This is a genomic window from Thioclava pacifica DSM 10166 (assembly GCF_000714535.1).
Lineage (GTDB): Bacteria > Pseudomonadota > Alphaproteobacteria > Rhodobacterales > Rhodobacteraceae > Thioclava > Thioclava pacifica.
On the sequence record NZ_AUND01000023.1, the window covers coordinates 526269 to 549475 of the forward strand.

Here is a 23207-nt window from a genome sequence, read left to right on the forward strand (position 1 = left end):
CATGGCGGGGTTTCTGCTCTGCGCGGGGCTCATCATGACAGGCACTCCACGACAAGCACCTGCACGCCCGGAGCGTTGTCCTCCGGACGCGTGATGTAGGAGTTTTCAACGAGGCTTCCGCGCTTCGCGCAGATCCGCGTCGGTGCCTGATCGACGGTGCCGGGCTTTGCAGCGACCGGATCGAACCAGACATAGGCGGGTTTCGAGCTGAGCTGAACGGCGGCAACCGCATCGCCATTGATGCCGGTCAGCGACTGGAACATGCCATGTGAGCGCTCGTCGCGCGGCACGTCAGGGGCAGGGGAATGTGCGGTCAGATCGGAAGCCTGCGCGCCTGCGGGCGCGAGCGTGCCACCGGGGCCGACCGAGGCGGACCGGCTCTCCATGCACCCTGCCAGCAGGGCGCAAACGACCAGCCCCGTAAGCGGGCAGGTGATGCGCCGTGCCTGTCGCAGCAGCATGGGTCCGGTCCTTTCCTCGTAAGACCGGAGCCGCGCGAACGCGGCTCCGCTTCCTGTTTAAAGGGGCTTATTCGCCCTTGATCGCCTTCATCACGGCTTCGCCGAGCGTGGCGGGGCTGTCGGCAACCACGATCCCGGCCGATTTCATGGCCTCGATCTTGCTTTCCGCGTCACCCTTGCCGCCCGCGACGATCGCGCCGGCATGGCCCATGCGGCGGCCCGGAGGGGCCGTGCGGCCGGCGATGAAGCCAGCGGTCGGCTTCCAGCGGCCCTTCTTGCGCTGCTCGGCGAGGAATTCCGCGGCTTCTTCTTCCGCGGAGCCACCGATTTCACCGATCATGATGATCGACTGCGTTTCCGGATCGTCGAGGAACATGTCGAGCACGTCGATATGCTCGGTGCCCTTGATCGGGTCACCGCCGATGCCGACGGCCGAGGACTGGCCCAGACCCATATCGGTGGTCTGCTTCACGGCCTCATAGGTCAGCGTGCCCGAGCGCGACACGACGCCGACCGAGCCACGCTTGTGGATGTGGCCGGGCATGATGCCGATCTTGCAGGCGTCCGGCGTGATGACACCGGGGCAGTTCGGGCCGATCAGGCGCGATTTGGAGTCGATCAGCGCGCGCTTGACCTTCATCATGTCGAGGACCGGGATCCCCTCGGTGATGCAGACGATCAGTTCCATTTCCGCGTCGATCGCTTCGAGGATCGAGTCGGCCGCAAACGGCGGGGGCACGTAGATCACGGTCGCATTCGCTTCGGTCACGGCCTTGGCTTCGTGCACCGAGTTGAAGACCGGCAGGTCCAGGTGCTTCTGGCCGCCTTTGCCCGGGGTCACGCCGCCGACCATCTTGGTGCCGTAAGCGATTGCCTGTTCCGAGTGGAACGTGCCCTGCGAGCCGGTGAAGCCCTGACAGATGACTTTGGTGTTTTCGTTGACGAGAACTGCCATGATACTTAGCCCTTCACCGCTTTGACGATTTTTTCTGCGCCATCCGACAGGTTGTCGGCGGCGATGACGTTCAGGCCGGAAGTCGCGATGATTTCCTTGCCCTTTTCGACGTTGGTGCCTTCGAGACGGACAACCAGCGGAACCTGTAGGCCGACTTCTTTCACCGCGGCGATCACGCCCTCGGCGATGATGTCGCAGCGCATGATGCCGCCGAAGATGTTCACGAGGATGCCTTTGACGTTCTTGTCCGAGGTGATGATCTTGAACGCTTCGGTCACTTTCTCTTTCGTGGCGCCACCGCCAACGTCAAGAAAGTTCGCGGGCTCGGCGCCGTAGAGCTTGATGATGTCCATCGTGGCCATCGCGAGACCCGCGCCGTTCACCATGCAGCCGATCTCACCATCGAGCGCGATGTAGTTGAGGTCGTATTTCGAGGCTTCGAGTTCTTTCGGGTCCTCTTCGGTCTCGTCGCGCAGGGCGGCGATGTCCGAGTGGCGGTAGACGGCGTTGCCGTCGAAGCCGAGCTTGGCGTCGAGAACCTTGAGGTTGCCGTCGGTCATCACGATCAGCGGGTTGATCTCGAGCATCTCCATGTCTTTCTCGACGAAGGCACGGTAGAGGTTCGACAGAAGCGCAACCATCTGCTTGACCTGCGGGCCTTCGAGCCCGAGGGCGAAAGCGACGCGGCGGCCGTGGAAGGCCTGATAGCCGGTGGCCGGGTCGATCGAGAAGCTCAGGATTTTCTCGGGCGTGTTTGCCGCGACTTCTTCGATATCCATGCCGCCTTCGGTCGAGGCAACGATCGAGACGCGCGAGGTCACGCGGTCGACGAGCAGCGCGAGATACAGTTCGCGCGAGATGTCGGAGCCATCTTCGATGTAGATGCGGTTGACCTGCTTGCCCGCCGGGCCGGTCTGGTGCGTCACCAGCGTCTTGCCGAGCATCTGCTTGGCCAGCGTTTCGGCCTCTTCGACCGACTTGGCGAGGCGAACGCCACCCTTCTCACCCGCTTCGGGCTCCTTGAAGTGGCCCTTGCCGCGGCCGCCGGCGTGGATCTGCGCCTTGACGACCCAGAGCGGACCGTCGAGCTCGCTCGCGGCGGTTTTGGCTTCTTCAGCCTTGAGAACGACGCGGCCGTCAGAGACCGGAGCGCCATAGCTCTTGAGAAGCTGTTTGGCCTGATATTCGTGGATATTCATCCTTGGATACCCCATGCTGGTGCGATTTGCAGGGGTTCTAGGCGGTTTGGGCCTTCGGACAAACCGAAATCGCGACATTTCGCCTCGCTCGGGCGGAAAAAACGACATATGTGATCACAGGCTCAAAATGTGTGATCACAAATGGCAAAATGCTGCACTGTGGCATCGGGGCACTGGCACGACTCGCGAAAATCGAGTCAGGTGCGGGAAAGGAACAGTCGAAGCATGACAGGCGCATGACGCAGAGTGAAGAGATGCCGCGCTGGGGCGTCGTGGCCACCGTGGACGAGCCCGCAGCCCTCGTCGCAGCCTATGTCGCACATCATCGCGCGATCGGGGCGAACGAGGTTCACGTGTTCTTCGACCGGCCCAATCCCGAAGCAGAGGCACTGATCGGCGGGGTCGAGGGCGTCTTCGTGCATCATTCGGGCGAGGATGGCTGGGCGCGCGGCTGGCGCAAGAAGCGGCCCGAGCGCCATCAGGGCCGACAGAAATACAACGCGACCCGCACCCTCGCAGAGACCGATCTCGACTGGCTTATCCATTGCGATGCGGATGAATTCGTGAGCCTCGTGCGCCCGCTCGAATGGGAGCTCGCCAAGACCGGCGAGCAGAAGGCCTGGCTGCGGCTCGAGGTGGACGAGCGCTGTTATCTGGGCAAGACGCCGGGCGCAGATATCTTCGCGGGCGCCTTCCGGCGGCGCTGGGACGATTTCGCGGAGGAAGGGCTGCTCTTCTACGGTCTGCGTGCGCGTTACCTGCACAAGGGGCTCGCGGGACATGTCGCGGGCAAGCCGGTGGTGCGCTCGGGGCGCGGCTATGCGATCGGGGTGCATTTCCCGCTCAGTCACTGGGACAGCACGATCAACGATCTGCCTTACCGGCCCAGCTATAACGCACGGCTGATGCATTTCGACGGGCTCACGCCGCTGCATTTTCTGCTCAAGATGCTGCGCCGGGTGACGACCAAGGTGAAAGGGCAGCCGGTGCCCTATGTCAATTCGCGCACGGCACAGTTCAACGAGGCGGCCTTGCGCGCCGAAGACCCGCATGAGCTGATGCGTCTATGGTGGGATGTGCAGGGTGTGCGCGATTACGAGGCCGAGGAACTTGCGGAGCATGATCTGTTGATCCGCCCGCAGGTGGACATCGCCGAGGAGACTCGCGCGCTTTTTGGCGATGCGGTCGATCTGAGTCCCGCAGGCTTCGATCGCGCGCTGATCCGCCACGAGGCGGAGCTGATCGGGCGTCTGCACGATGTGTTCGGCTTCGACCCGGAACCGCTCGTCAGTTCAGCGTGAACATCATCAACCCGGTGCGACCGCCGACGAGATTGACGAACCTCGCCCAATTGTCTGGGTCGACCAGGGGCGCGTCGGAGAAATAGGGCTCGAGTGACCAGCCTTGCACGACCCCGGTCAGGTCGAGCGGGGCAGGGCTCTCGAACCACGCCCCGATATCGATTCCGATCGGCGCGCGCCAGAACGGAGCGGTGCGCTTGCCGGTCAGCAGCGCCTCGCCATCGTCGAGCACCCCCAGCCAGACCACGCCCAGACCGTCCGGGAAGTCGACGCCGAGGGCCTGTACCTGGCGGTCGTTCGGAATCCATTCCGCCTGATTGTCGCTTTCCTGATCGAGCAATTTCCAGAAGATCCGGTTCTGCGCGATCATTTCGAGCCAGTGATCGCGCGCGGCGCGGGTGCGGGTGGGATCGGGCTGATGGCGCAGGGTGTCGAGCAACGCCGCGAAAGGGTCGATGAAACTGTCGAAGGGTCCCGCAAGAGGCATATCGACGCCGCCGTCCTGCATTGCCTTTTGTCGCGCGTCCTTGATGCGGGCATAGGTGCCGAGCACCTTCGCGATCGCGGGTTCCGGATCGAAGGCGAGCACCAGTTCCGAACTCCCTGAAACCATATGGGCATAGGCCATGAGCCAGGCCGCATCGGCATTGTCGAACTGCACGATTCGGGTGACCTCGGCGGAACCGGAGGGCGCGCGCGGCATGAAGACGCCAGCGAGCAACGGTACCGCACTCTCGCCCGGCTGGCGCATCTGATCGCCGTTCAGGTCGAACCAGAGATCGTCGAGATTGATCGCAAGCCCGAATTCCGGCCCCTCGGCGAGCCCGTCAAGCGACGCGGTCACATTGCCCATCCTGGCGAGCAGGTCCTCGCTCTGGCGGTTGATCGCATCGGGGGGGAGCTGTTCGGTCTTGGGTGTGAAGCCGCCCGGAACATTGCCGAGGAACGGCATCAGGAAGCGCGCGCCCCCGACCTGCGCCTGCCAGCGCAGGGTGCTCTCGATGCCCGACAGGAACTCGAGCCCGGCGATAGCGAACCGCTCTTTTGGTTCGGGATCGGGGCGCGCTTTGAGCGCGGCCAGAACCGGGCCGAGCCCTTTCGCGACGATCTCGGTGGAGATCGGATCGGCGGCGGGGGCAGGGGCCTGCGGCAGTTTCGGAGTGCTTTCCTGTGCGCTGACGAAAACAGGCATCAGGGCGAGAAGGGCAGGCAGGATCAGGCGACGCATGGCACTCTCCAAAGCAAAAGGGCGCGCCCGAAGGCACGCCCCAAGTCTGGATCAGGCTTGAATTTCGATCAAGCGAGGGTGCTGTCGATGCCTTTGCAGGCTTCCACGAGGCCCTTCACCGCGTTGACCGAGTTGTCGAACATCGCCTGCTCGTCCTTGTTGAGCTTGATGTCGATGACCTTCTCGATGCCGCCGGCGCCGATCACGGTCGGCACGCCGACATAGAGACCGTCGAGTCCGAGCGCGCCTTTGACGTAAGCCGCGCAGGGCAGAACGCGCTTCTGGTCTTTCAGGTAGGCTTCCGCCATTTCGATCGCCGAGGTGGCCGGAGCGTAGAAGGCCGAACCGGTCTTCAGCAGGCCAACGATCTCGGCGCCGCCGTCACGGGTGCGCTGGATGATCGCGTCGAGCTTCTCCTGGGTGGTCCAGCCCATTTCGACCAGGTCGGGCAGCGGGATGCCGCCAACGGTCGAGTAACGGGCAAGCGGAACCATCGTGTCACCGTGGCCGCCAAGCACGAAGGCCGTGACATCGCGCATCGAGACGCCGAATTCGACCGACAGGAAGTGACGGAAGCGCGCGGAGTCCAGCACGCCGGCCATGCCGACGACTTTCTCGGCCGGAAGGCCCGAGAATTGCTGAAGCGCCCAGACCATCGCGTCGAGCGGGTTGGTGATGCAGATCACAAATGCGTTCGGGGCGTGGGCGGCAATGCCTTCGCCGACCGATTTCATGACCTTGAGGTTGATGCCCAGCAGGTCATCGCGGCTCATGCCCGGCTTGCGCGGAACGCCAGCGGTGACGATGCAGACATCGGCGCCCGCGATATCGGCGTAATCGTTGGTCCCTTTGAAGGTGCCGTCGAAGCCTTCGGAGGGGCCCGATTCCGCGATGTCGAGGGCTTTGCCTTGCGGCGTGCCTTCGGCGATGTCGAACATCACGACGTCGCCGAGTTCCTTGATGGCGGCGAGATGGGCGAGCGTGCCGCCGATCTGACCGGCGCCGATAAGGGCGATCTTGGGTCTGGCCATTTGGTCCTCCGGGTGGGTGGATTGGGTAAATCTGACGCGGTTCAACTAGCTCTTTGGTTCCCAAAGGGCAAGGGTGCTGCGCTGCGGCGGGGCTCGTAAGCGAAAAATGTATGCAAATGTATGCCGAAAACGGGATGCTTCGCCTTCCGGCACACAGACTCTGTGCGGGGCTGTTGTTTCCTTCGACCCGCCCCCGTGCAACTCAGGGACGACGGTCGCGGGGGGCGATTCTCGACCGGGAGGAGGACGTTTCATGCTGGAACTGGGTGTGACGGGTTGGGCCTTGGCGCTTCTGGCCGCCGTGATGGTCGGCCTGTCCAAGGGCGGCATTCCCATGGCGGCCTCGATCTCGGTTCCAGTGCTGGCGATGGTGATGGATCCGGTCGCGGCCGCGGGGCTCTTGCTTCCGGTCTATATCGTCGCGGACATGTTCGGCCTCTGGGCCTATCGCAAGGAGTTCGATCGGCGCGTGCTCGCGATCATGGTGCCGGCCACGACGATCGGGATTGGTATCGGCTGGGCCACGGCGGAAGTCGTGCCCGAGCGCTGGGTGACCCTGATGGTGGGCGTGATCGGCGCACTGTTCGCGCTCAATGCGCTGTTTCGGCATCGTCCCGGCGCGCGGCAGGAGGCTAAGGTCGCTCCGGGGCTGTTCTGGGGGACGATCGCGGGGGTCACCAGCTTCGTCAGCCATTCCGGCGCACCGCCCTATCAAGCCTACACGATCCCGCTCAACCTGCCCAAGCAGGTCTTCGCCGGCACGGCGACGGTGCTGTTTTCCTATGTGAACCTTGCCAAGCTCGGGCCCTACATCGCGCTGGGCGAGGTGAACTGGCATTCGCTGGGCACGGCGATGATTCTCGCGGTTCCGGCGTCGGGGGCGGTGTTCCTGGGCGTCTGGCTGGTGAAGCGGATGCCGACCGAGATCTTCTATAAGGCAGTGATTTGGGCGCTGCTTCTGATCTCGCTCAAGCTGATCCAGCAGTCGATTTCCACCTAGAGCGCAGTGTCCTGACGGGGCAGGGTTTCAGCAAGCGTCTCGAAGGCTTCGCCCGAGGCGATCAGGCAGCTTTGCCCGCTCGCGCGCGTGACGAGTATCGTCCAGCTCCCGCTTTCGGAGGCGAAGATTTCCAAAACGGCATTGTTTTCGGCCAAGGCGATGGCGCGGCGGGTCTCGAAATAGCGGGTCTGGAGCTGTGCCACGAGATCGGCGCGCAAGCCGCAGGCGGCGGTTTCCGCCGGAGCACGTTGCGCAAGGGCGATCACCAGGACGAAGCCGAGAGAGAGGCCAATCATCTTGTGCAGCATAACGCGCCCTTTCATCACCGAAGCCCCGAGCCTGCGCCACAAGGTGCGAAAATACGGTTAACACCCCGCGCCGCCGCGCAGCTCGCCCCCCTGCGACGCAGCGCTTTTTCTGCGATGCGGCAAATCAAGTCTTGCCGATTCTGTCCCGTTTGTGCGATCTGGCGAAAGAAAATTGCGAGATGGAGAATCAAATGGCCCGCCCGACCCGTTCCGTGCTCTACATCCCCGGCTCAAAAGAGCGTGCGCTGGAAAAGGCGCAGGGGCTGGCCTGTGATGCGATCATCTTCGATCTCGAGGATGCCGTGGCGATCGAAGAGAAAGAGCATGCCCGCTCGTTGCTCGCGATGACGCTGGCAGGCGCCGATTACGGCTCGCGGATGAAAATCGTGCGCATTAACGGGCTCGACACGAAATGGGGCGCCGAGGATATCGCGACCTTTGCGCGTGCGATCAAGGACGGCGCCAAGGTCGACGCGATCCTGATCCCGAAAGTCTCGACGCCCGCCGATCTCGATGCGGTCGCGCGGATGATCCCCGATGTCCCTCTCTGGGCGATGATGGAAACCGCGCTGGGCATGCTCAACGCGAACCTGATCGCAGCGCATCCGCGCCTTGAGGGCATGGTGATGGGCACCAATGACCTCGCCAAGGAACTCCAGAGCCGCTTCCGCCCCGACCGGCTGCCGATGCAGGCCGGGCTGGGTCTGTGCCTGCTGGCCGCGAAGGCGCATGGCAAGATCATCGTCGATGGCGTCTATAACGCGTTCAAGGATGACGAAGGGCTGAAGGTCGAATGCGATCAGGGCCGCGACATGGGATTTGACGGCAAGACGCTGATTCACCCCGCGCAGCTCGCGGTCTGCAATGCGGCTTTTGCACCGTCGGAGGCCGAGATTGACCTCGCCAAGCGTCAGATCGCTGCCTTCGAGGAAGCCGAGGCCGCCGGGCAGGGGGTTGCGGTCGTGGATGGTAAGATCGTCGAGAATCTGCATATCGTCACCGCGCGGCAGATCCTCGCCAAGGCGGAGGCGATTGCCGCGCTTGGCAGCTAAGAGGCACTCGCAATGGCACTTCTCATCCTCGGCGTCCTGATCTGGTCGCTGGCACATCTGGCAAAACGGATCTTTCCGGGCTTCCGGCGCGCGCTCAAAGGGGCCGAGCGTCCGATGGTCGCCGCACTCGTTTTGATCAGCGTCGTACTGATGTTCATCGGCTGGCGCGCCGCCGATCCGGTTTTCTACCTCTGGACGCCGAACGCCGCGCTCAAGGGGATCAACAACCTGCTGATGCTGTTCGCAGTGTACCTGTTCGCGGTCTCGGGCATGAAACTGTGGCTCAGCGGCAAGATCCGTCACCCGCAGCTGACCGGGGTGAAGACCTGGGCGCTGGCGCATTTGCTGGTCAATCCGAACCTGCCGGGGATCATCCTGTTCGGCGGTCTTCTGGCTTGGGCCGTGCTGGAGGTGATCCTGATCAACAAGCAGTCGAAGCCCGCCAAACCCAATCCGCAGGTCAATATCGGCAAGGAGATCGGCGGGATCGTCGGCACGCTGATCCTCTATGGCGCGATCGCGGGCATCCACTACTGGTTCGGCTACCCGGTCTTCGGGGCGTGATATGGCGCTGATCTATCGCTTGCTCACCGAAGACGACACCTCGGCCTTTTGCCACAAGGTCAGCCTCGCGCTGTCGAAGGGCTGGGCGCTGTATGGCGAGCCTCAATACGCCTTTGACGCCGAAAAGGGCGTGATGCGTTGCGCGCAGGCCGTCACAAAGGAAATCGCGGGCGAATATCACCCCGACATGAAGCTGGGAGAGCAATGATGGGCAAGACCAATCCGGGCCGTTTCTTCGAGGATTACAAGGTGGGCGATGTGATCCGCCACGCCGTGCCGCGCACTGTCGCGGAAGGGGAGCGCGCGCTCTATCACGCGCTCTATCCGGCACGTCACGCGCTCTATTCCTCGGACGAGTTCGCGGCTGCCTGCGGGCTCGAGGGCTCGCCGCTCGACGATCTGATCGCCTTCCACGTCGTCTTCGGCAAGACGGTGCCGGATGTCTCACTCAATGCGGTGGCGAACCTCGGTTACGCCGAGGGGCGCTGGATCAAGCCGGTCTATCCGGGCGATACGCTGCGCTCGGAAAGCGAGGTGATCGGGGTCAAGCAGAACTCGAACGGCAAATCCGGGGTGGTCTATGTCCGAACCCGCGGTCTCAACCAGATGGATGAGGTCGTGCTGGAATATGTGCGCTGGGTGATGGTGCGCAAAGGCGACTTTGATGCGCCCGCGCCCGAGACCGTGCTGCCCGATCTGGCGAAGGTCGTTTCCCCCGAAGATCTTGTGATCCCGGAAGGGCTGACCTTCGAGGGCTATGATTTCGACCTCGCGGGCGAGCCGCATCGCTGGGGCGATTACGAGATCGGCGAGAAGATCGACCATGTGGACGGCGTGACGATCGAGGAAGCCGAGCACATGATCGCCACGCGCCTTTGGCAGAACACCGCCAAGGTGCATTTCGATGCGACCTTCCGTGAAGACGGTCAACGTCTGATCTATGGCGGCCATGTGATCTCGATGGCCCGCGCGCTCTCGTTCAACGGGCTGGCGAACGCGCAAATGATCGTGGCGCTCAATGGCGGCGCCCATGCCAATCCTTGCTTCTCGGGCGATACCGTCAAGGCCTGGTCGGAAGTGCTCGACCGCGCCGAGACCGGCGTGCCCGGCGTCGGGGCGATCCGGCTGCGGCTGGTCGCCACCAAACAGGGTGCGAGCGAGTTCGCCTATAAGGGCGAAGACGGAAAATACCTCCCCGAAGTGCTGCTCGATCTCGATTACTGGGCACTGATGCCGATCTGATCGCGGCGGGAGACTCACTCGCGGGGACAGCGGTCTCCGCGAGCGGTAACATGTGATCACGCTCAGAATTTATGTGATCACAAAGCGAATTTTTCACCCCTGTTTGACCGCAAATCTCAGCTTTTCATGCTCTGAGCGCGTGACTTGGGGGAAAATTACGTTAGTAACAAACCCAATTCCGGCCAGCTCCGCGCAAGCCCGGACCCCGCTCAGGGGCGCTGCTTGCGTCGAGCCCAGCGAACAAAGGGACCGATCATGGCTGAAGTGAAACAGGTTGAGCGCCCGCTTTCCCCGCATCTTCAAATCTACCGCCCGCAGATGACGTCGTTCTCGTCGATCATGACGCGGATCACCGGCAACGGGATCATCGTCGGCGTGCTGCTGCTCGTCTGGTGGCTGCTCGCTGCCGCGACCAGCCCTGCCTATTTCGACTTCGTGAACGCGATCGCGACCTCGTGGTTCGGCGATCTGGTCTTCACCCTGTCGCTGCTGGGCGTCTGGTATCACTACCTTGCCGGGATCCGGCACCTGATCTGGGATACCGGCCGCTACATGGACATCAAGACCGCCGAGATGCTCGGCTGGGTCTGCATCATCGGCTCGGTCGTGCTGACCGCGCTGACCCTCATCATCATTCATCTGTAACGGAGGCCGAGATGCGTTACCTCACCGACCGCAAACGCGCCGTTGGCAAAGGTGCCTCGGGCACCGGTACCGAGCATCACTGGTGGATGTCGGCATCCGCCGTGGCGCTTGCCTTCATGATCCCGACCTGGCTCTACATCGTCGGCACCACGCTGGGCGCTGACCAGCAGACCGTGATCGCCACCTTCGCGAGCCCCTTCCCGGCGATCCTGACCGCGCTGATCGTGATCGTCGGCATGCAGCACTTCGCGAAGGGCACCGAAGTCTGGATCGAAGACTACGTGCACGGCACCGCCGGCAAGGCGCTCAAGATCGCGATGCATTCGCTGGCTTACGTGATCATGGCGACCGCACTCTATGCACTCGGCAAGATGGTCTTCATCGGCCTTCTGCTGGGCAACTGATAACGGGACGAGGCAAATGGCTGCATACGAATACGAAACCCACAATTACGACGTGGTCGTGGTCGGCGCCGGTGGCTCGGGCCTGCGTGCCACGCTCGGCATGGCCGAACAGGGCCTGCGCACCGCCTGCGTGACCAAGGTCTTCCCGACCCGCTCGCACACGGTTGCGGCACAGGGCGGCATCGCCGCGTCTCTGGGCAACATGGGCCCGGACAGCTGGCAGTGGCACATGTATGACACGATCAAGGGCTCGGACTGGCTCGGCGATAACGACGCGATGGAATATCTCGCGCGCGAAGCCCCCAAGGCCGTCTACGAGCTTGAGCATTACGGCGTGCCGTTCTCGCGCACCGAAGAGGGCAAGATCTACCAGCGTCCCTTCGGCGGCCACACCACCGAATACGGCGAAGGCCCGCCCGTGCAGCGTACCTGTGCCGCTGCCGACCGCACCGGCCACGCGATCCTGCACACGCTCTACGGTCAGTCGCTGAAGAACAACGCTGAGTTCTACATCGAGTATTTCGCGATCGACCTCATCATGTCCGATGACGGGCAGTGCCAGGGCGTCGTCTGCTGGAAGCTCGACGATGGCACGATGCATGTCTTCAACGCGAAGATGGTGGTTCTTGCGACCGGGGGTTACGGCCGCGCCTACTTCTCGGCCACCTCGGCCCATACCTGCACCGGCGACGGTGGCGGCATGGTGGCGCGGGCTGGCCTCGCGCTGCAGGACATGGAATTCGTGCAGTTCCACCCGACCGGCATCTACGGCTCGGGCTGTCTGATCACCGAGGGCGCACGCGGCGAGGGTGGTTACCTGACCAACTCCGAAGGCGAACGCTTCATGGAACGCTACGCGCCGACCTACAAGGACCTGGCCTCGCGTGACGTTGTCTCGCGCTGCATGACCCTGGAGATCCGCGAAGGTCGCGGCGTGGGCGAGCACAAGGATCACATCTTCCTCAACCTCAGCCACCTTCCGCCCGAAGCGCTGGCCGAGCGTCTGCCGGGGATCTCGGAATCGGCGAAGATCTTCGCCGGCGTCGACGTGACCAAGGAACCGATCCCGGTTCTGCCGACCGTGCACTACAACATGGGCGGTATCCCGACGAACTATCATGGCGAGGTCATCAACCCGACCGCCGACAACCCCGACGCGATCGTGCCTGGCCTGATGGCCGTGGGCGAGGCGGGCTCGGCCTCGGTGCATGGTGCGAACCGTCTGGGCTCGAACTCGCTGATCGACCTCGTGGTCTTCGGCCGCGCTGCCGCGATCCGCGCCGGTCAGATCGTCGATCCGAACAGTTCCAACCCGATCATCCCGAAGGCCAAGATCGACGCGATCTTCGACCGTTTCGACAAGGTGCGTTACGCCGATGGCGGCACGCCCACGGCCGAGCTGCGCCTCGAGATGCAGCGCACGATGCAGGCGGACGCGGCGGTGTTCCGCACCGACAAGACGCTGGCCGAGGGTGTCGAGAAGATGAAGGCCGTGGCCTCCAAGCTCGACGATCTCAAGGTCACCGACCGCTCGCTGATCTGGAACTCGGACCTGATGGAAACGCTCGAACTCGAGAACCTGATGCCGAACGCGCTGGCGACGATCGTCGGCGCCGAGGCTCGCAAGGAAAGCCGCGGTGCGCATGCGCACGAGGATTACCCGGATCGCGACGACGCGAACTGGCGCAAGCACTCGATCATGCATGTGGACGGCAACGAGGTGAAACTCACCTTCCGCGCGGTCCATCTCGATCCGCTGACGCCCGAAGCCGATGGCGGCATCGAGCTGAAGAAGATCGCGCCGAAGAAGCGGGTCTACTGATGCGCCTCGGACCGGCATATGGGCTGATGGCGGCGGGGTTCGGCCTCGCTGCCTGCGGTCCAATTCCGGTCGAACAGGCCGAACGCCAGTGCTACGCCCAATATGCCCCGAAAGCGCCGATCACCGGCACGGCGGGCATGGGCATCACGAATGAGGGTTTCCATTCCAAGATGGAACTCGACTTCAATCTCGGCGTCACGGTTCAGGGCGATCCCTCAGAGGCCTACAACGCCTGCGTTTACAGAAAATCCGGCCGGATGCCCACGCGGCCGCTCTATTCGTACTGACGGAAAGGGGACCACACATGGTTCAGTTCACGCTTCCGAAGAATTCCAAGATCCGCGTCGGCAAGACCTGGCCGAAGCCGGATGCCAAGAACGTCCGCAAGTTCCAGATCTATCGCTGGGATCCGGATACCGGGGAAAACCCGCGGATCGACACCTATTTCCTTGATATGGACAAGTGCGGGCCGATGGTCCTCGACGCGCTTCTCAAGATCAAGAACGAGATCGATCCGACCCTGACCTTCCGCCGCTCGTGCCGTGAGGGGATCTGCGGCTCCTGCGCGATGAATATCGACGGGATCAACACGCTGGCCTGTATCTACGGGCTCGACGAGATCAAGGGCGACGTGAAGATCTATCCGCTGCCGCATATGCCGGTGGTGAAGGATCTTATCCCGGACCTGACGCATTTCTATGCCCAGCATGCCTCGATCATGCCCTGGCTTGAAACCAAGACGAACCGCCCCGAGAAGGAATGGCGCCAGTCGATCGAGGATCGCAAGAAACTCGACGGTCTCTATGAATGCGTGATGTGTGCGTCCTGCTCGACCTCATGCCCGAGCTACTGGTGGAACGGCGACAAATATCTCGGCCCGGCGGCGCTGTTGCATGCCTATCGCTGGATCATCGACTCGCGCGACGAGGCGACCGGCGAGCGTCTGGATGCGCTGGAAGATCCCTTCAAGCTTTATCGTTGCCACACGATCATGAACTGCACCAAGACCTGCCCGAAAGGCCTCAACCCGGCCAAGGCGATCGCCGAGATCAAGCGGATGCAGGTCAACCGCGTGGTGTAAACCAAAGAGCATATAGGGGCGGCCAAATAAGCTGCCCCAATGGATTGTAGAAGGGCGGCGCAAGTCGCCCTTTTTGCTGCGTTGCAGCAATTGCATATCGCGCATGCAGCATTTTGGGTTTGAATTTCTGTGGAACAGCCTATGTCTCTGCGCAGGGAGGAACTCGCAACTGGAGAGAGTTCCATGGTGGAAATCGTCAAGTTCCCGAAAGGGGCGCAACCCGTTCAAGTCGCTGAAGAGCATCTGGCCTATTACACCCCCGAAAAATCCGCGCCCGTGATGATTGCGTCGGCAAAGCCGCGCAAGGAGACCGGCCTCGAAGCGGTCGAGCTTATGTACGAATATTACAGCGCCGCCTGAGCACTGTTGTGAAAGGCGATTTTGTCGCGACTGCCCCGGTCTTTGGCCGGGGTTCTTTTTTGAACGAATGGCAAATCGGGGCCCGTTGAGGCCTCAGCTCAGCAGCTTCCATAGCGCATGGAACGCCATGTAGATCACGATCAGAGATCCGATCGTGTAAAACGTTGCGCGGGTTTCATGAGATTGCTGCGTGACGTAGGCCCAGAAATGCGCCGCGCGTGCGAGAACAAAGCCGTAGAGCAGGAACTGAGCGAGCAGAAGGCCCGGATCGGTCGCAACGAAGAGCAGACCGGCGATCCAGAAGGCGGGGATGTTCTCGAGATCGTTTCGGTGCATGCGGCGGGAGCGATCGACATAGTCATTGATCTCGAGCTGTGCCGGATCTGGCGCGCGGTTGATCAGCCCAGGGCGCAGATCTTCGGGACTTGCGAGGCCCGAATTGCTTTTCAGCATGCGATAGACGGTCATCCCGCCCTGACCCATCACCTTGAGAACCATGAGCGAAGCCGCGATGGCATAGGCCGTGAAGGCGGGCGTATTCAGGTCGAGCTCGGTCATGTGGTGCTCCTTTTCGGGGCAGTGTGGCGCGGAGAGGAAATCCTTTACTTACCATTGGTAAATTCGTAACTTACCATCGGTAAGTCGGTCAAGAGGTTTCGCGATGCCCGAGACGAAAACGAGCGAGCAGATCCTGAAGATCGCGCGCCAGATCTTGGCGACCCAAGGGCTCGGCGCGGTCTCTTTCGATGCGATCGCGCGCGAATTGGGGCGTTCGAAACAGGCGGTGCTTTACTGGTTCCCGACCAAGCAGGCGCTTCTGGGGGCGATGTTCCTGCCCTGGCTGGAGGCTGAGGCGGAGGTGGCTGATGCCGCGCTCGCCGTGGCGAATGACGCTCCGGAGGCGATAGGGACCTTCGTTCGGGCAGTCGCGGACTTTCATTTTCAGGACATCGACCGGTTCCGCATGATGTATCTCGTGCCGCAGACGCTCAAGGCGAGCGGGCAGGGAGGCGGGAAGGTCTTTGTGGAACAGGTCCATCCGGTCACCGACAGGCTCTATGGTGCACTGGCGTCCCGGCTCGAGGGGGAGGCGGAGCTTCGGCGGCGCGACGCAGTGGCGATTCATGCGTCTGTCCTGGGGCTGGTTGCCCTGTTCGGACTGACCGAGAGCCTGAACGACCCTCTCAAGCATGGGAAATCCGAAATGGTCGAGGCAATTGTGCGTCGCCTTGGAGGCGTTTGACCGCAGGAAGTCCCCGAGAGGCGGCGTCGGTGCTTCCCTTTCCCGCACGAGGCGGCAGAATGGCGCGAAAGACAGGAGCCTTGCATGCACCCGACGCCAGACTACGCCGCCCCCGACGATGCCGAGACGCGCAAATCCATCGCCCCGGTGATCTGCTACCCGGTCGAGACGCTGCCCGCGCCCGATCTGGCAAGCTACCGGGCCGCGCGCGCGGGTTGGGAGAAGGTGGCGGGCCTGCGCGTGCCCCCGCGCGAGGCGCTGGCTTTCGAGGTTCCCGCCGGGCATTTCTTCCGCATCACCTCGGTCGAGGGCCCGCAGGTGGGCGATCTGAACCTGTTCTCGGCGGACCTGTCCGAGCGGTTCTATTCCGGCAAGACCCGCGCTTTGCATGGCACGCATCTGAGCCGGGGCGACCGGATGTGGTCGGGCTTTCCCACGCTGCGGCCCATGGCGACGATCACCGAGGATACGCTCGACTGGTATGGGATCGACGCGTTCGGCGGCTCGGTCCATGACGTGATCGGCACGCGCTGCGATCCCTATACGCATTGCCTGCTCTCGGATGGCGGGCAGTATCACCATTGCTGCCATTCGAACCTGACCCGCGCGCTGGCCGCGGCGCGGAATCTCTCGCCGCGCGAGGCCGAGGCGCTGGTGCATGACGTGCTCAACGTCTTCATGTGCACCGGGTTCACCCGCGATACGGGGCAGTATTTCATGAAAGCGAGCCCCGTGCGCCCCGGCGATTTCCTCGAATTCTTCGCCGAGATCGACCTGCTGGGCGTGCTCTCGGCCTGCCCGGGCGGGGATTGCAGTTCGGAGCACAGCTCGGACACCGCGGCCTGTTATCCGCTGGGCGTCGAGATCTACCGCCCCGCGTCAGCGCCCGAAGGCTGGGCGCCACCCGCACCCAACCGATATGACCGCAGCCACGGGCTCTAACGGTTCGAGGTCAGCGAGACGAAGACTTCCTCCAGCCCGGGCTGTTCGCTCGCGATATCGCGGATCTCAACCCCGGCAGCGCGCAGCGCGTCGAGGATATCCTCGGCCGAGGTCTGCTCCCGCGAATAGGAGAACGCCATCTGCCCGCCCGCGCGGGTTTCCATCTTCACGCCCTCGGGCAGGCGGATCTCTTGGCTGACCGGCTCGCGCGGCTCGACGACCAGCGCCTTGCGATCCATGCGCTTGAGAAGGTTCGGCGTGGTGTCGCGGATGATCAATTCGCCGTGGTTGATGATCGCGATCTCGTCGCACATCTCCTCGGCCTCTTCGAGGTAATGCGTGGTCAGGATGATCGTCATCCCCTGCTCGTTGAGCTTGCGCACATTGCGCCAGAGCATCGCGCGCAGTTCGATATCGACGCCTGCGGTGGGCTCGTCCAGCACGAGGATCTGTGGCCGATGCACCAGCGCCTTGGCCAGCAGGAGCCGCCGCTTCATCCCGCCCGAGAGGTTGCGCGCATAGGCCTCGGCCTTGTCCGTGAGCCCCACCAGTTCAAGGATTTCATCGGTCCAGCGCTCGGATTTCGGCACGCCGTAAAGCCCCGCCTGCATTTCCAGCGCGGCACGCGGCGTGAAGAACGGGTCCATGTTCAGCTCTTGCGGCATCACCCCGATGGCCGCGCGCGACTGGCGCGGGTTCACATCCTGATCGAAGCCCCAGATCACCACGCGCCCTTCGGTTTTCTTCACCAGCCCCGCGAGAATGTTGATCAGCGTCGATTTTCCGGCCCCGTTCGGTCCCAGAAGCCCGAAGATCGAACCCGCCGGGATCGACAGGTCGAGCCCTTTCAGCGCCTCTTTCGGTTCCTGTTTCTTACCGCCCGCATAGGTCTTGCGCAGCCCGGTGACCTCGATTGCCTGCTGTTCCAACTTGCCCCGCCTTTCGCGATTGCTAGAATGCGCCTGAATGACAGGCGCGGGTTCTCGTGCCTTATATAGACGGAGCTTCCATGACTGCCACCCATTCGCCCAATGCCCCCGAGGCACCGGAAACCGAGATCGTCACCACCTGGAAAGTCGCCTGCGATGGCGGCGAGGGCGCTCTGGGCCATCCGCGCGTCTGGCTGTCGATCCCGCGTGATACCGGTTTCGTCGAATGCGGCTATTGCGACAAGAAATACGTGATCGACCGCGACCACGCGCATGACGATCACTGAACCGCTCCTGCCGCCCGAGCGGGCGGCGCGGGTGCGTGCGAGTGCCGAACATCTCGATTTCGAGGACCCGGCACTGTTTCGCGACACCTTCGCGCGGCTCTACGCGATTCATCCCGAGCTTGATCAGGTGCTGCCCAATAGCGAGGGCGGGCAGCAGCTGAAATATGCCGCGATGATGGAGGTGATCCTTGCCACCCTCGACCCGCCTGACGAACAGGAACTGGAACTGCCGGGTCTCGGCCAGATGCATGTGCTCTTCGGGGCTGAGCCGGAGTACTACACCTGGCTCTCAGAGGCGGTGATCGCAGGGATCGCGGCGAAGCTGGGCGATCTCTGGACGCCCGAGCTGGAGGCCGATTGGACCGAGCTTCTCAGCAAGGTGTCAGCGAAGATGATCGCCGGCGTCGAGGCGCTGGAAGAGCAGGTCTGAGGGCAGGGCGCAGCCCTCGGCCTCACTTGCCCTTCTTGGCGGCCGCCTTCATCCGTTTCAGCAATTCGGCCTTGGGGTCTTTCTTGCCATAGGGCGTCTTGTCGGTGCCATAGGCATTGTGTTCGGCGTGCTTGGGCGTGTTCTTGGGCGCTTTCGCCCCGCCCATCTTGGAATAATCCATCGGTTCGATCCTTTGCGGTTGCGATTGAGATGGGGGATTTAAGGGCTGCTGGCAAGGGCTCTGCGCTCATCCTTTGGCACGGGCGTCTAGCCCGGGCCGCGCCCGACACTCCCCCCGGGAGGGCGCATTGGCGATGTCTCGTGAGTTCAAGCGGCCTGCGGGCTTTTGAGATAAAGCGCCAGGCCACGCGCGGATCATTGCGCCCACCCGAGGCTCGGGCGCGGCCCTTTGCACCAAGCCGCCCCCGATCCTCTTTCCCTCCGCACCCCCCTGTGGCACAACCGGGCCCAACGCGTGAAGGAGGGCCCTCGCAATGGCATTCGGCAAAGGTTGTCACCTGCATCTGATCGACGGCTCGGCCTTCATCTTCCGCGCCTATCACGCGCTGCCGCCGCTGACGCGCAAATCCGACGGGCTCCCGATCGGCGCGGTCTCGGGCTTCTGCAACATGCTGTGGAAATATATCGAGGACGCCAAGGGCTCGGACGCGCCCACCCATGCGGCGGTGATCTTCGACAAGGGCAGCCACACCTTCCGCAACGACCTCTACGATCTCTACAAGGCCAATCGCGAGGAGATGCCCGAGGAACTGCGCCCGCAGATCCCGCTGACCCGCGAGGCCACCAAGGCCTTCAATATCGCCTGCGAGGAACTGGCGGGCTACGAGGCCGACGACATCATCGCCACGCTCGCGCGCCAGGGCCGCGAGGCCGGTGGTCGGGTGACGATCATTTCCTCGGACAAGGACCTGATGCAGCTCGTCGGCGGTGGGGTCGAGATGTTCGACGCGATGAAGAACCGCGCGATCGGGGTCGAGGAGGTCGAGGCCAAGTTTGGCGTGCCCCCCGAGAAGGTGATCGACGTTCAGGCGCTGGCTGGCGACTCGGTCGACAATATCCCCGGCGCGCCCGGCATCGGTGTGAAGACCGCGGCGCTTCTGATTAACGAATTCGGCGATCTGGAAACGCTGCTGGCGCGCGCCGGCGAGATCAAGCAACCCAAGCGCCGCGAGACGTTGATCGAGAAGGCCGAGCAGATCCGCCTGTCGAAACAGCTCGTGACGCTCGACGACCAGACCCCGATCGAATTTACCCTCGACGATCTGGAAATCCGCGAGCCGAACCCCGAAGAGCTGATGGAGTTCCTCAACCGGATGGAATTCCGCACGCTGACCCGCCGCGTGGCCGAGAAATTCGGCGCCGAGCCGCCGCCCGCGCCCGAGGTCTCGGATGTGCCCGCGAGCCATGATGCGCAAGCGCAGGACATTGAGCAGCCTCCCTTCAACCCCGATAGCTACACCTGCATCCGCGATGCCGGGGAGCTTGCGAAATGGCTCGATGAGGCGCGTGCGAAAGGCTGGGTCGCGGTCGATACCGAAACGACCTCGCTGGACGAGATGCAGGCGGAGCTGGTCGGTGTGTCGCTGTGCATCGAGGCCGGGAAGGCCGCCTATATCCCGCTGGGGCATACCTCGGGCGGTGACGACCTTTTCGGCGGCTCGGAACGTGTCGCGGGCCAGATGGATCTCGATGAGGCGTTGAAGCTTCTCAAACCCGTACTCGAAGATCCGGCGATCCTGAAGATCGGGCAGAACATGAAGTATGACTTCAAGATCTTCGCCCGCCACGGCATTCGCGTGGCCCCGATCGACGACACGATGCTGATGTCCTACGCGATGTTCTCGGGGCTGCATGGCCACGGGATGGATGCGCTCTCGGATCGCTATCTCAACCACCAGCCGATCCCGATCAAGGAGCTGATCGGCTCGGGCAAAAACCAGATCACCTTCGACAAGGTCGAGGTGGAAAAGGCCACGCGCTACGCCGCCGAGGATGCCGATATCACGCTGCGCCTGTGGCAGATGTTCAAGCCGCGCCTGCATCGCGAACAGGTCACTACCGTTTACGAAACGCTCGAGCGCCCGCTGGTCCCGGTGCTGGCCGATATGGAAATGGCGGGGGTCAAAGTCGAGACTGCGGTGCTGTCGCGCATGTCCAACGCGTTCGCACAGAAGATGGCGCAGCTCGAAGACGAGATCGGCCAGATCGCGGGCCAGCCTTTCAATGTTGGCTCGCCGAAACAGCTAGGCGAGATCCTCTTTGACACGATGGGCGTCGAGGGTGGCAAGAAGGGCAAGACCGGGGCTTACGGCACGGGCGCGGATGTGCTCGAGGACGTGACCACGATGGAGGATACCAACCCGCAGGCGGCGAAACTGGCTGCCCGCGTGCTCGATTGGCGCCAGATATCGAAGCTGAAATCGACCTATACGGATGCGCTCCAGACCCATGTGAACCCCGAGACGGGCCGCGTGCATACGTCCTATGTGATCTCGGGGGCCAATACCGGGCGGCTCGCCTCGACCGATCCGAACCTGCAGAATATCCCCGTGCGCTCCGAGGAAGGCCGCCGCATCCGCGAGGCCTTCGTGGCGCGCGAGGGCTGCAAGATCGTCTCGCTCGACTATTCGCAGATCGAACTGCGCATCCTCGCCCATGTCGCGGACCTGCCGGAAATGCGCGAGGCCTTCAAGGAGGGCCTCGACATTCACGCTGCCACCGCATCCGAGATGTTCGACGTGCCGCTTGAGCAGATGACACCCGAGATTCGCCGCCAGGCGAAAGCGATCAATTTCGGGGTGATCTACGGGATTTCCGGCTTTGGCCTCGCGCGCAACCTGCGCATCCCGCGGGCCGAGGCTCAGGGCTTCATCGACCGCTATTTCGAGCGCTTCCCCGGGATACGGCGATACATGGACGCCACTGTGGAATTCGCCAAGGAACACAAATACGTCGAAACCCTGTTCGGGCGGCGCATCCACACCCCCGAGATCACCGCCAAGGGGCCGGCCGCGGGCTTCGCGAAACGCGCCGCGATCAACGCGCCGATCCAGGGCGCGGCGGCCGACGTGATCCGCCGGGCGATGATCCGGATGCCCGGCGAGATCATGCACCTGCCCGCGGCGATGCTGTTGCAGGTCCATGACGAACTGATCTTCGAGGTCGCCGATCATGCCGTCGACGAGCTGATCGCGGTCGCCCGCCGGGTGATGGAAAGCGCGGCCGAGCCGGCGGTGAAGCTCTCGGTGCCGCTGATCGTCGATGCGGGGCAGGGGGCAAGCTGGGCCGAGGCGCACTGAGCCTCAGCGCGTCACCATCGCGGTCGCACGCCGGGCAATCGGGGCGACCAGAAGCACTGCCGGATAGGCGAGCAGCCAGCTCGACAGCCAGCTTGAGACCCAGAGCAGATGGAACCCTTCATGCAGCCCTGAGGCGCGATAGGTCGCGATGCCCGAGACCAGGAGCGACATCGTGCCCGACAGGAAGAAGCTGAAGACGAAATGCGAATATCGTGCGGGGATCATGACGGGCCTCGTCGTCTTGGGGAGGTTTGGCTCTCATTTTGGTGATCGCCCCGCCTCGGCGCAACGCACAGATCCGTGTGTAAGGCTGCGCAATTGAAACATGCCCACCGGGCGCATTGACCTCTGCGGCGCGCGGTGGTGAGACTGGCGGAGCCTCCGGCGGGGATATTTGAAGCAGTTGGAAAAACCACGCCCTGCTTCCAACTGCTTCAAATATCCCCCGCGGAGCGTCCGCCCGCGCCATTGGCGCAAAGGTTTCAAGAAAGGCGCGCATGCCCCACGATCACCACCACCACCATCATCACCTCGACGAGAGTGCGAGCGACAACCGTGTGCTTTGGGCGGTGGTCGTGAATGTGGTTCTGACCGCGGCGCAGGTCGTGGGGGGCGCGATCGCGGGGTCAATGGCGCTGATCGCGGATGGGGTGCATAATTTCTCCGATGCCGCGGCGCTGGTGCTGGCCTTCGGGGCGCGTAAGCTCGCGCGCCGGGGCGCGGATGCGGCAATGAGCTTCGGCTGGTCGCGCGCCGAGGTTGTCGCGGCCTTCGTCAATTACATCGCGCTGATCCTGATATCGATCTGGCTGATCGTGGAAGCGGTGGGCCGGATGATCCATCCGCCGCAGGTCGATGGCTGGATCGTGGTGTGGCTGGCGACGCTGGCGCTGGTGATCGACCTTGCGACGGCCGCGCTGACCTATGCGCTCTCGAAGCACAGCCTCAATATTCGCGCGGCGTTCCTGCATAACCTTGCCGATGCGGGGGCCTCGGTCGCGGTGATCGTGGGCGGCGTGGTGATCCTGCTCTATGATTGGCGGCTGGTCGATCCGATCCTGACCATCGGGATTTCGCTTTTCATCCTTTGGCACGTCTTCTCGGATCTGAAACCGGTGCTGCGCATCCTGATGCTCGGCGCACCGCCCGAGAAGGATTGTACCGAAGTGCGCGGCGCGCTTGGCGAGATCGCGGGAGTTGCGAGCGTCCATCACGTGCATCTGTGGCAGATCGACGAGCGGCGGATCTCGGTCGAGGCGCATTTGGTTCTGGCCGAGGGGCAGGATTACGCGCCGGTCATCGCGCGCGCCAAGGAGATGCTGGCGCATCGCTTCGATATCCACCATGCAACGCTGGAGCCCGAAAACGCGGCATTGGGCTGCGCCGATCACCCGGCGCATTGA

The 23207-nt window shown here is 63.2% G+C and carries 28 protein-coding genes; 18 read left to right on the forward strand and 10 right to left on the reverse strand.

Annotated elements, in window-relative coordinates; all coding sequences use genetic code 11:
• Positions 1 to 32 precede the first annotated feature (32 nt).
• The 3 genes from TP2_RS11815 to sucC form a co-directional block, all read right to left on the reverse strand.
• On the reverse strand, positions 33 to 461 hold the full coding sequence (locus tag TP2_RS11815; RefSeq protein ID WP_038077489.1) for a hypothetical protein: 429 nt from the start codon (positions 459 to 461) through the stop codon (positions 33 to 35).
• Between the two features lie 67 nt (positions 462 to 528).
• A complete protein-coding gene (gene sucD, locus TP2_RS11820; RefSeq protein ID WP_038077491.1) occupies positions 529 to 1416 on the reverse strand; it encodes a succinate--CoA ligase subunit alpha in 888 nt (295 codons plus the stop codon).
• A 5-nt stretch (positions 1417 to 1421) separates the two neighbouring features.
• Positions 1422 to 2615 (reverse strand): ADP-forming succinate--CoA ligase subunit beta, encoded by a 1194-nt coding sequence (sucC, locus tag TP2_RS11825; RefSeq protein WP_038077493.1) that lies wholly within the window; start codon positions 2613 to 2615, stop codon positions 1422 to 1424.
• Positions 2616 to 2851: 236 nt separating this feature from the next.
• Between sucC and TP2_RS18035 the strand changes: the two genes are divergently transcribed.
• Positions 2852 to 3916 (forward strand): glycosyltransferase family 2 protein, encoded by a 1065-nt coding sequence (locus TP2_RS18035; RefSeq protein ID WP_051692528.1) that lies wholly within the window; start codon positions 2852 to 2854, stop codon positions 3914 to 3916.
• Here TP2_RS18035 and TP2_RS11835 read toward each other — a convergent pair.
• Positions 3903 to 5144: a hypothetical protein gene (locus TP2_RS11835; protein WP_038077495.1), complete on the reverse strand. Its 1242-nt coding sequence runs from the start codon at positions 5142 to 5144 to the stop codon at positions 3903 to 3905. The two genes, TP2_RS18035 and TP2_RS11835, sit on opposite strands and share 14 nt — an antisense overlap.
• 68 nt (positions 5145 to 5212) lie before the next feature.
• Positions 5213 to 6175 (reverse strand): malate dehydrogenase, encoded by a 963-nt coding sequence (gene mdh / locus TP2_RS11840; RefSeq protein WP_038077498.1) that lies wholly within the window; start codon positions 6173 to 6175, stop codon positions 5213 to 5215.
• Positions 6176 to 6428: 253 nt separating this feature from the next.
• Between mdh and TP2_RS11845 the strand changes: the two genes are divergently transcribed.
• Positions 6429 to 7175: a sulfite exporter TauE/SafE family protein gene (locus TP2_RS11845; RefSeq protein WP_038077499.1), complete on the forward strand. Its 747-nt coding sequence runs from the start codon at positions 6429 to 6431 to the stop codon at positions 7173 to 7175.
• Here the strand turns inward: TP2_RS11845 and TP2_RS11850 are convergent.
• Positions 7172 to 7498: a hypothetical protein gene (locus tag TP2_RS11850; RefSeq protein WP_240473752.1), complete on the reverse strand. Its 327-nt coding sequence runs from the start codon at positions 7496 to 7498 to the stop codon at positions 7172 to 7174. The genes TP2_RS11845 and TP2_RS11850 overlap by 4 nt on opposite strands.
• Positions 7499 to 7674: 176 nt before the next feature.
• On the opposite strand from TP2_RS11850, the gene TP2_RS11855 reads away from it, so the two are divergent.
• The 10 genes from TP2_RS11855 (at position 7675) to TP2_RS18540 (ending at position 14653) form a co-directional block, all read left to right on the forward strand.
• Entirely contained in the window at positions 7675 to 8535 is an 861-nt protein-coding gene (locus TP2_RS11855; protein WP_420804613.1) for an HpcH/HpaI aldolase/citrate lyase family protein, read from the forward strand.
• Between the two features lie 12 nt (positions 8536 to 8547).
• Positions 8548 to 9099, forward strand: a complete 552-nt coding sequence (locus TP2_RS11860) for an NnrU family protein (protein ID WP_038077506.1) — start codon at positions 8548 to 8550, stop codon at positions 9097 to 9099.
• A 1-nt stretch (position 9100) separates the two neighbouring features.
• The gene (locus tag TP2_RS11865) at positions 9101 to 9307 is read left to right on the forward strand and encodes a DUF1737 domain-containing protein (protein WP_038077508.1); all 207 of its coding nucleotides are present in this window, start codon (positions 9101 to 9103) and stop codon (positions 9305 to 9307) included.
• The gene (locus TP2_RS11870) at positions 9307 to 10341 is read left to right on the forward strand and encodes a MaoC family dehydratase (RefSeq protein WP_038077511.1); all 1035 of its coding nucleotides are present in this window, start codon (positions 9307 to 9309) and stop codon (positions 10339 to 10341) included. The genes TP2_RS11865 and TP2_RS11870 overlap by 1 nt, the downstream gene beginning before the upstream one ends.
• Positions 10342 to 10596: 255 nt before the next feature.
• Positions 10597 to 10986, forward strand: coding sequence for a succinate dehydrogenase, cytochrome b556 subunit (sdhC, locus tag TP2_RS11875; RefSeq protein WP_038077515.1), 390 nt, complete (start codon positions 10597 to 10599; stop codon positions 10984 to 10986).
• 11 nt (positions 10987 to 10997) lie between these two features.
• A complete protein-coding gene (gene sdhD, locus TP2_RS11880) occupies positions 10998 to 11390 on the forward strand; it encodes a succinate dehydrogenase, hydrophobic membrane anchor protein (protein ID WP_038077518.1) in 393 nt (130 codons plus the stop codon).
• A gap of 16 nt (positions 11391 to 11406) precedes the next feature.
• Entirely contained in the window at positions 11407 to 13212 is a 1806-nt protein-coding gene (gene sdhA / locus TP2_RS11885; protein ID WP_038077521.1) for a succinate dehydrogenase flavoprotein subunit, read from the forward strand.
• Entirely contained in the window at positions 13212 to 13499 is a 288-nt protein-coding gene (locus TP2_RS11890; RefSeq protein ID WP_051692531.1) for a hypothetical protein, read from the forward strand. Before sdhA ends, TP2_RS11890 begins: the two co-directional genes overlap by 1 nt.
• A gap of 17 nt (positions 13500 to 13516) precedes the next feature.
• The gene (locus TP2_RS11895; protein WP_038077522.1) at positions 13517 to 14293 is read left to right on the forward strand and encodes a succinate dehydrogenase iron-sulfur subunit; all 777 of its coding nucleotides are present in this window, start codon (positions 13517 to 13519) and stop codon (positions 14291 to 14293) included.
• Between the two features lie 183 nt (positions 14294 to 14476).
• Entirely contained in the window at positions 14477 to 14653 is a 177-nt protein-coding gene (locus TP2_RS18540; RefSeq protein WP_157617110.1) for a hypothetical protein, read from the forward strand.
• A 93-nt stretch (positions 14654 to 14746) separates the two neighbouring features.
• Here the strand turns inward: TP2_RS18540 and TP2_RS11900 are convergent, their stop codons facing one another.
• Positions 14747 to 15211, reverse strand: coding sequence for an MAPEG family protein (locus tag TP2_RS11900; protein WP_038077527.1), 465 nt, complete (start codon positions 15209 to 15211; stop codon positions 14747 to 14749).
• Positions 15212 to 15314: 103 nt separating this feature from the next.
• Between TP2_RS11900 and TP2_RS18040 the strand changes: the two genes are divergently transcribed.
• Complete coding sequence (locus TP2_RS18040) at positions 15315 to 15896, forward strand: TetR/AcrR family transcriptional regulator (protein WP_051692532.1); 582 nt, start codon at positions 15315 to 15317, stop codon at positions 15894 to 15896.
• Between the two features lie 84 nt (positions 15897 to 15980).
• Complete coding sequence (locus TP2_RS11910) at positions 15981 to 16838, forward strand: urea carboxylase-associated family protein (protein ID WP_038077529.1); 858 nt, start codon at positions 15981 to 15983, stop codon at positions 16836 to 16838.
• Here the strand turns inward: TP2_RS11910 and TP2_RS11915 are convergent.
• Positions 16835 to 17767, reverse strand: coding sequence for an ABC transporter ATP-binding protein (locus TP2_RS11915; protein WP_038077532.1), 933 nt, complete (start codon positions 17765 to 17767; stop codon positions 16835 to 16837). The genes TP2_RS11910 and TP2_RS11915 overlap by 4 nt on opposite strands.
• 80 nt (positions 17768 to 17847) lie before the next feature.
• Between TP2_RS11915 and TP2_RS11920 the strand changes: the two genes are divergently transcribed.
• The gene (locus TP2_RS11920) at positions 17848 to 18054 is read left to right on the forward strand and encodes a zinc-finger domain-containing protein (RefSeq protein ID WP_038077533.1); all 207 of its coding nucleotides are present in this window, start codon (positions 17848 to 17850) and stop codon (positions 18052 to 18054) included.
• Positions 18041 to 18484 carry a globin domain-containing protein gene (locus TP2_RS11925; protein WP_038077534.1) on the forward strand — a complete coding sequence of 148 codons (444 nt, stop codon included), beginning with the start codon at positions 18041 to 18043 and terminating at the stop codon, positions 18482 to 18484. Before TP2_RS11920 ends, TP2_RS11925 begins: the two co-directional genes overlap by 14 nt.
• Before the next feature lie 22 nt (positions 18485 to 18506).
• On the opposite strand, the gene TP2_RS18655 is transcribed toward TP2_RS11925, so the two are convergent.
• The gene (locus TP2_RS18655) at positions 18507 to 18665 is read right to left on the reverse strand and encodes a hypothetical protein (protein ID WP_038077535.1); all 159 of its coding nucleotides are present in this window, start codon (positions 18663 to 18665) and stop codon (positions 18507 to 18509) included.
• 313 nt (positions 18666 to 18978) lie between these two features.
• Here TP2_RS18655 and polA point away from each other — a divergent pair, with 313 nt between their 5' ends.
• The gene (gene polA, locus TP2_RS11935; protein ID WP_038077537.1) at positions 18979 to 21804 is read left to right on the forward strand and encodes a DNA polymerase I; all 2826 of its coding nucleotides are present in this window, start codon (positions 18979 to 18981) and stop codon (positions 21802 to 21804) included.
• A 3-nt stretch (positions 21805 to 21807) separates the two neighbouring features.
• On the opposite strand, the gene TP2_RS11940 is transcribed toward polA, so the two are convergent.
• Entirely contained in the window at positions 21808 to 22029 is a 222-nt protein-coding gene (locus TP2_RS11940; protein WP_038077540.1) for a DUF2798 domain-containing protein, read from the reverse strand.
• A 272-nt stretch (positions 22030 to 22301) separates the two neighbouring features.
• Between TP2_RS11940 and TP2_RS11945 the strand changes: the two genes are divergently transcribed.
• Positions 22302 to 23207, forward strand: a complete 906-nt coding sequence (locus TP2_RS11945; RefSeq protein ID WP_038077541.1) for a cation diffusion facilitator family transporter — start codon at positions 22302 to 22304, stop codon at positions 23205 to 23207.

Excerpts from the sequence above, each read along its gene's own strand:
- TP2_RS11815 (WP_038077489.1), bottom strand. The coding sequence starts at position 461 with ATGCTGCTGCGACAGGCACGGCGCATCACCTGCCCGCTTACGGGGCTG.
- sucD (WP_038077491.1), bottom strand. The coding sequence starts at position 1,416 with ATGGCAGTTCTCGTCAACGAAAACACCAAAGTCATCTGTCAGGGCTTC.
- sucC (WP_038077493.1), bottom strand. The coding sequence starts at position 2,615 with ATGAATATCCACGAATATCAGGCCAAACAGCTTCTCAAGAGCTATGGC.
- TP2_RS18035 (WP_051692528.1), top strand. The coding sequence starts at position 2,852 with ATGACGCAGAGTGAAGAGATGCCGCGCTGGGGCGTCGTGGCCACCGTG.
- TP2_RS11835 (WP_038077495.1), bottom strand. The coding sequence starts at position 5,144 with ATGCGTCGCCTGATCCTGCCTGCCCTTCTCGCCCTGATGCCTGTTTTC.
- mdh (WP_038077498.1), bottom strand. The coding sequence starts at position 6,175 with ATGGCCAGACCCAAGATCGCCCTTATCGGCGCCGGTCAGATCGGCGGC.
- TP2_RS11845 (WP_038077499.1), top strand. The coding sequence starts at position 6,429 with ATGCTGGAACTGGGTGTGACGGGTTGGGCCTTGGCGCTTCTGGCCGCC.
- TP2_RS11850 (WP_240473752.1), bottom strand. The coding sequence starts at position 7,498 with ATGAAAGGGCGCGTTATGCTGCACAAGATGATTGGCCTCTCTCTCGGC.
- TP2_RS11855 (WP_420804613.1), top strand. The coding sequence starts at position 7,675 with ATGGCCCGCCCGACCCGTTCCGTGCTCTACATCCCCGGCTCAAAAGAG.
- TP2_RS11860 (WP_038077506.1), top strand. The coding sequence starts at position 8,548 with ATGGCACTTCTCATCCTCGGCGTCCTGATCTGGTCGCTGGCACATCTG.
- TP2_RS11865 (WP_038077508.1), top strand. The coding sequence starts at position 9,101 with ATGGCGCTGATCTATCGCTTGCTCACCGAAGACGACACCTCGGCCTTT.
- TP2_RS11870 (WP_038077511.1), top strand. The coding sequence starts at position 9,307 with ATGGGCAAGACCAATCCGGGCCGTTTCTTCGAGGATTACAAGGTGGGC.
- sdhC (WP_038077515.1), top strand. The coding sequence starts at position 10,597 with ATGGCTGAAGTGAAACAGGTTGAGCGCCCGCTTTCCCCGCATCTTCAA.
- sdhD (WP_038077518.1), top strand. The coding sequence starts at position 10,998 with ATGCGTTACCTCACCGACCGCAAACGCGCCGTTGGCAAAGGTGCCTCG.
- sdhA (WP_038077521.1), top strand. The coding sequence starts at position 11,407 with ATGGCTGCATACGAATACGAAACCCACAATTACGACGTGGTCGTGGTC.
- TP2_RS11890 (WP_051692531.1), top strand. The coding sequence starts at position 13,212 with ATGCGCCTCGGACCGGCATATGGGCTGATGGCGGCGGGGTTCGGCCTC.
- TP2_RS11895 (WP_038077522.1), top strand. The coding sequence starts at position 13,517 with ATGGTTCAGTTCACGCTTCCGAAGAATTCCAAGATCCGCGTCGGCAAG.
- TP2_RS18540 (WP_157617110.1), top strand. The coding sequence starts at position 14,477 with ATGGTGGAAATCGTCAAGTTCCCGAAAGGGGCGCAACCCGTTCAAGTC.
- TP2_RS11900 (WP_038077527.1), bottom strand. The coding sequence starts at position 15,211 with ATGACCGAGCTCGACCTGAATACGCCCGCCTTCACGGCCTATGCCATC.
- TP2_RS18040 (WP_051692532.1), top strand. The coding sequence starts at position 15,315 with ATGCCCGAGACGAAAACGAGCGAGCAGATCCTGAAGATCGCGCGCCAG.
- TP2_RS11910 (WP_038077529.1), top strand. The coding sequence starts at position 15,981 with ATGCACCCGACGCCAGACTACGCCGCCCCCGACGATGCCGAGACGCGC.
- TP2_RS11920 (WP_038077533.1), top strand. The coding sequence starts at position 17,848 with ATGACTGCCACCCATTCGCCCAATGCCCCCGAGGCACCGGAAACCGAG.
- TP2_RS11925 (WP_038077534.1), top strand. The coding sequence starts at position 18,041 with ATGACGATCACTGAACCGCTCCTGCCGCCCGAGCGGGCGGCGCGGGTG.
- TP2_RS18655 (WP_038077535.1), bottom strand. The coding sequence starts at position 18,665 with ATGGATTATTCCAAGATGGGCGGGGCGAAAGCGCCCAAGAACACGCCC.
- polA (WP_038077537.1), top strand. The coding sequence starts at position 18,979 with ATGGCATTCGGCAAAGGTTGTCACCTGCATCTGATCGACGGCTCGGCC.
- TP2_RS11940 (WP_038077540.1), bottom strand. The coding sequence starts at position 22,029 with ATGATCCCCGCACGATATTCGCATTTCGTCTTCAGCTTCTTCCTGTCG.
- TP2_RS11945 (WP_038077541.1), top strand. The coding sequence starts at position 22,302 with ATGCCCCACGATCACCACCACCACCATCATCACCTCGACGAGAGTGCG.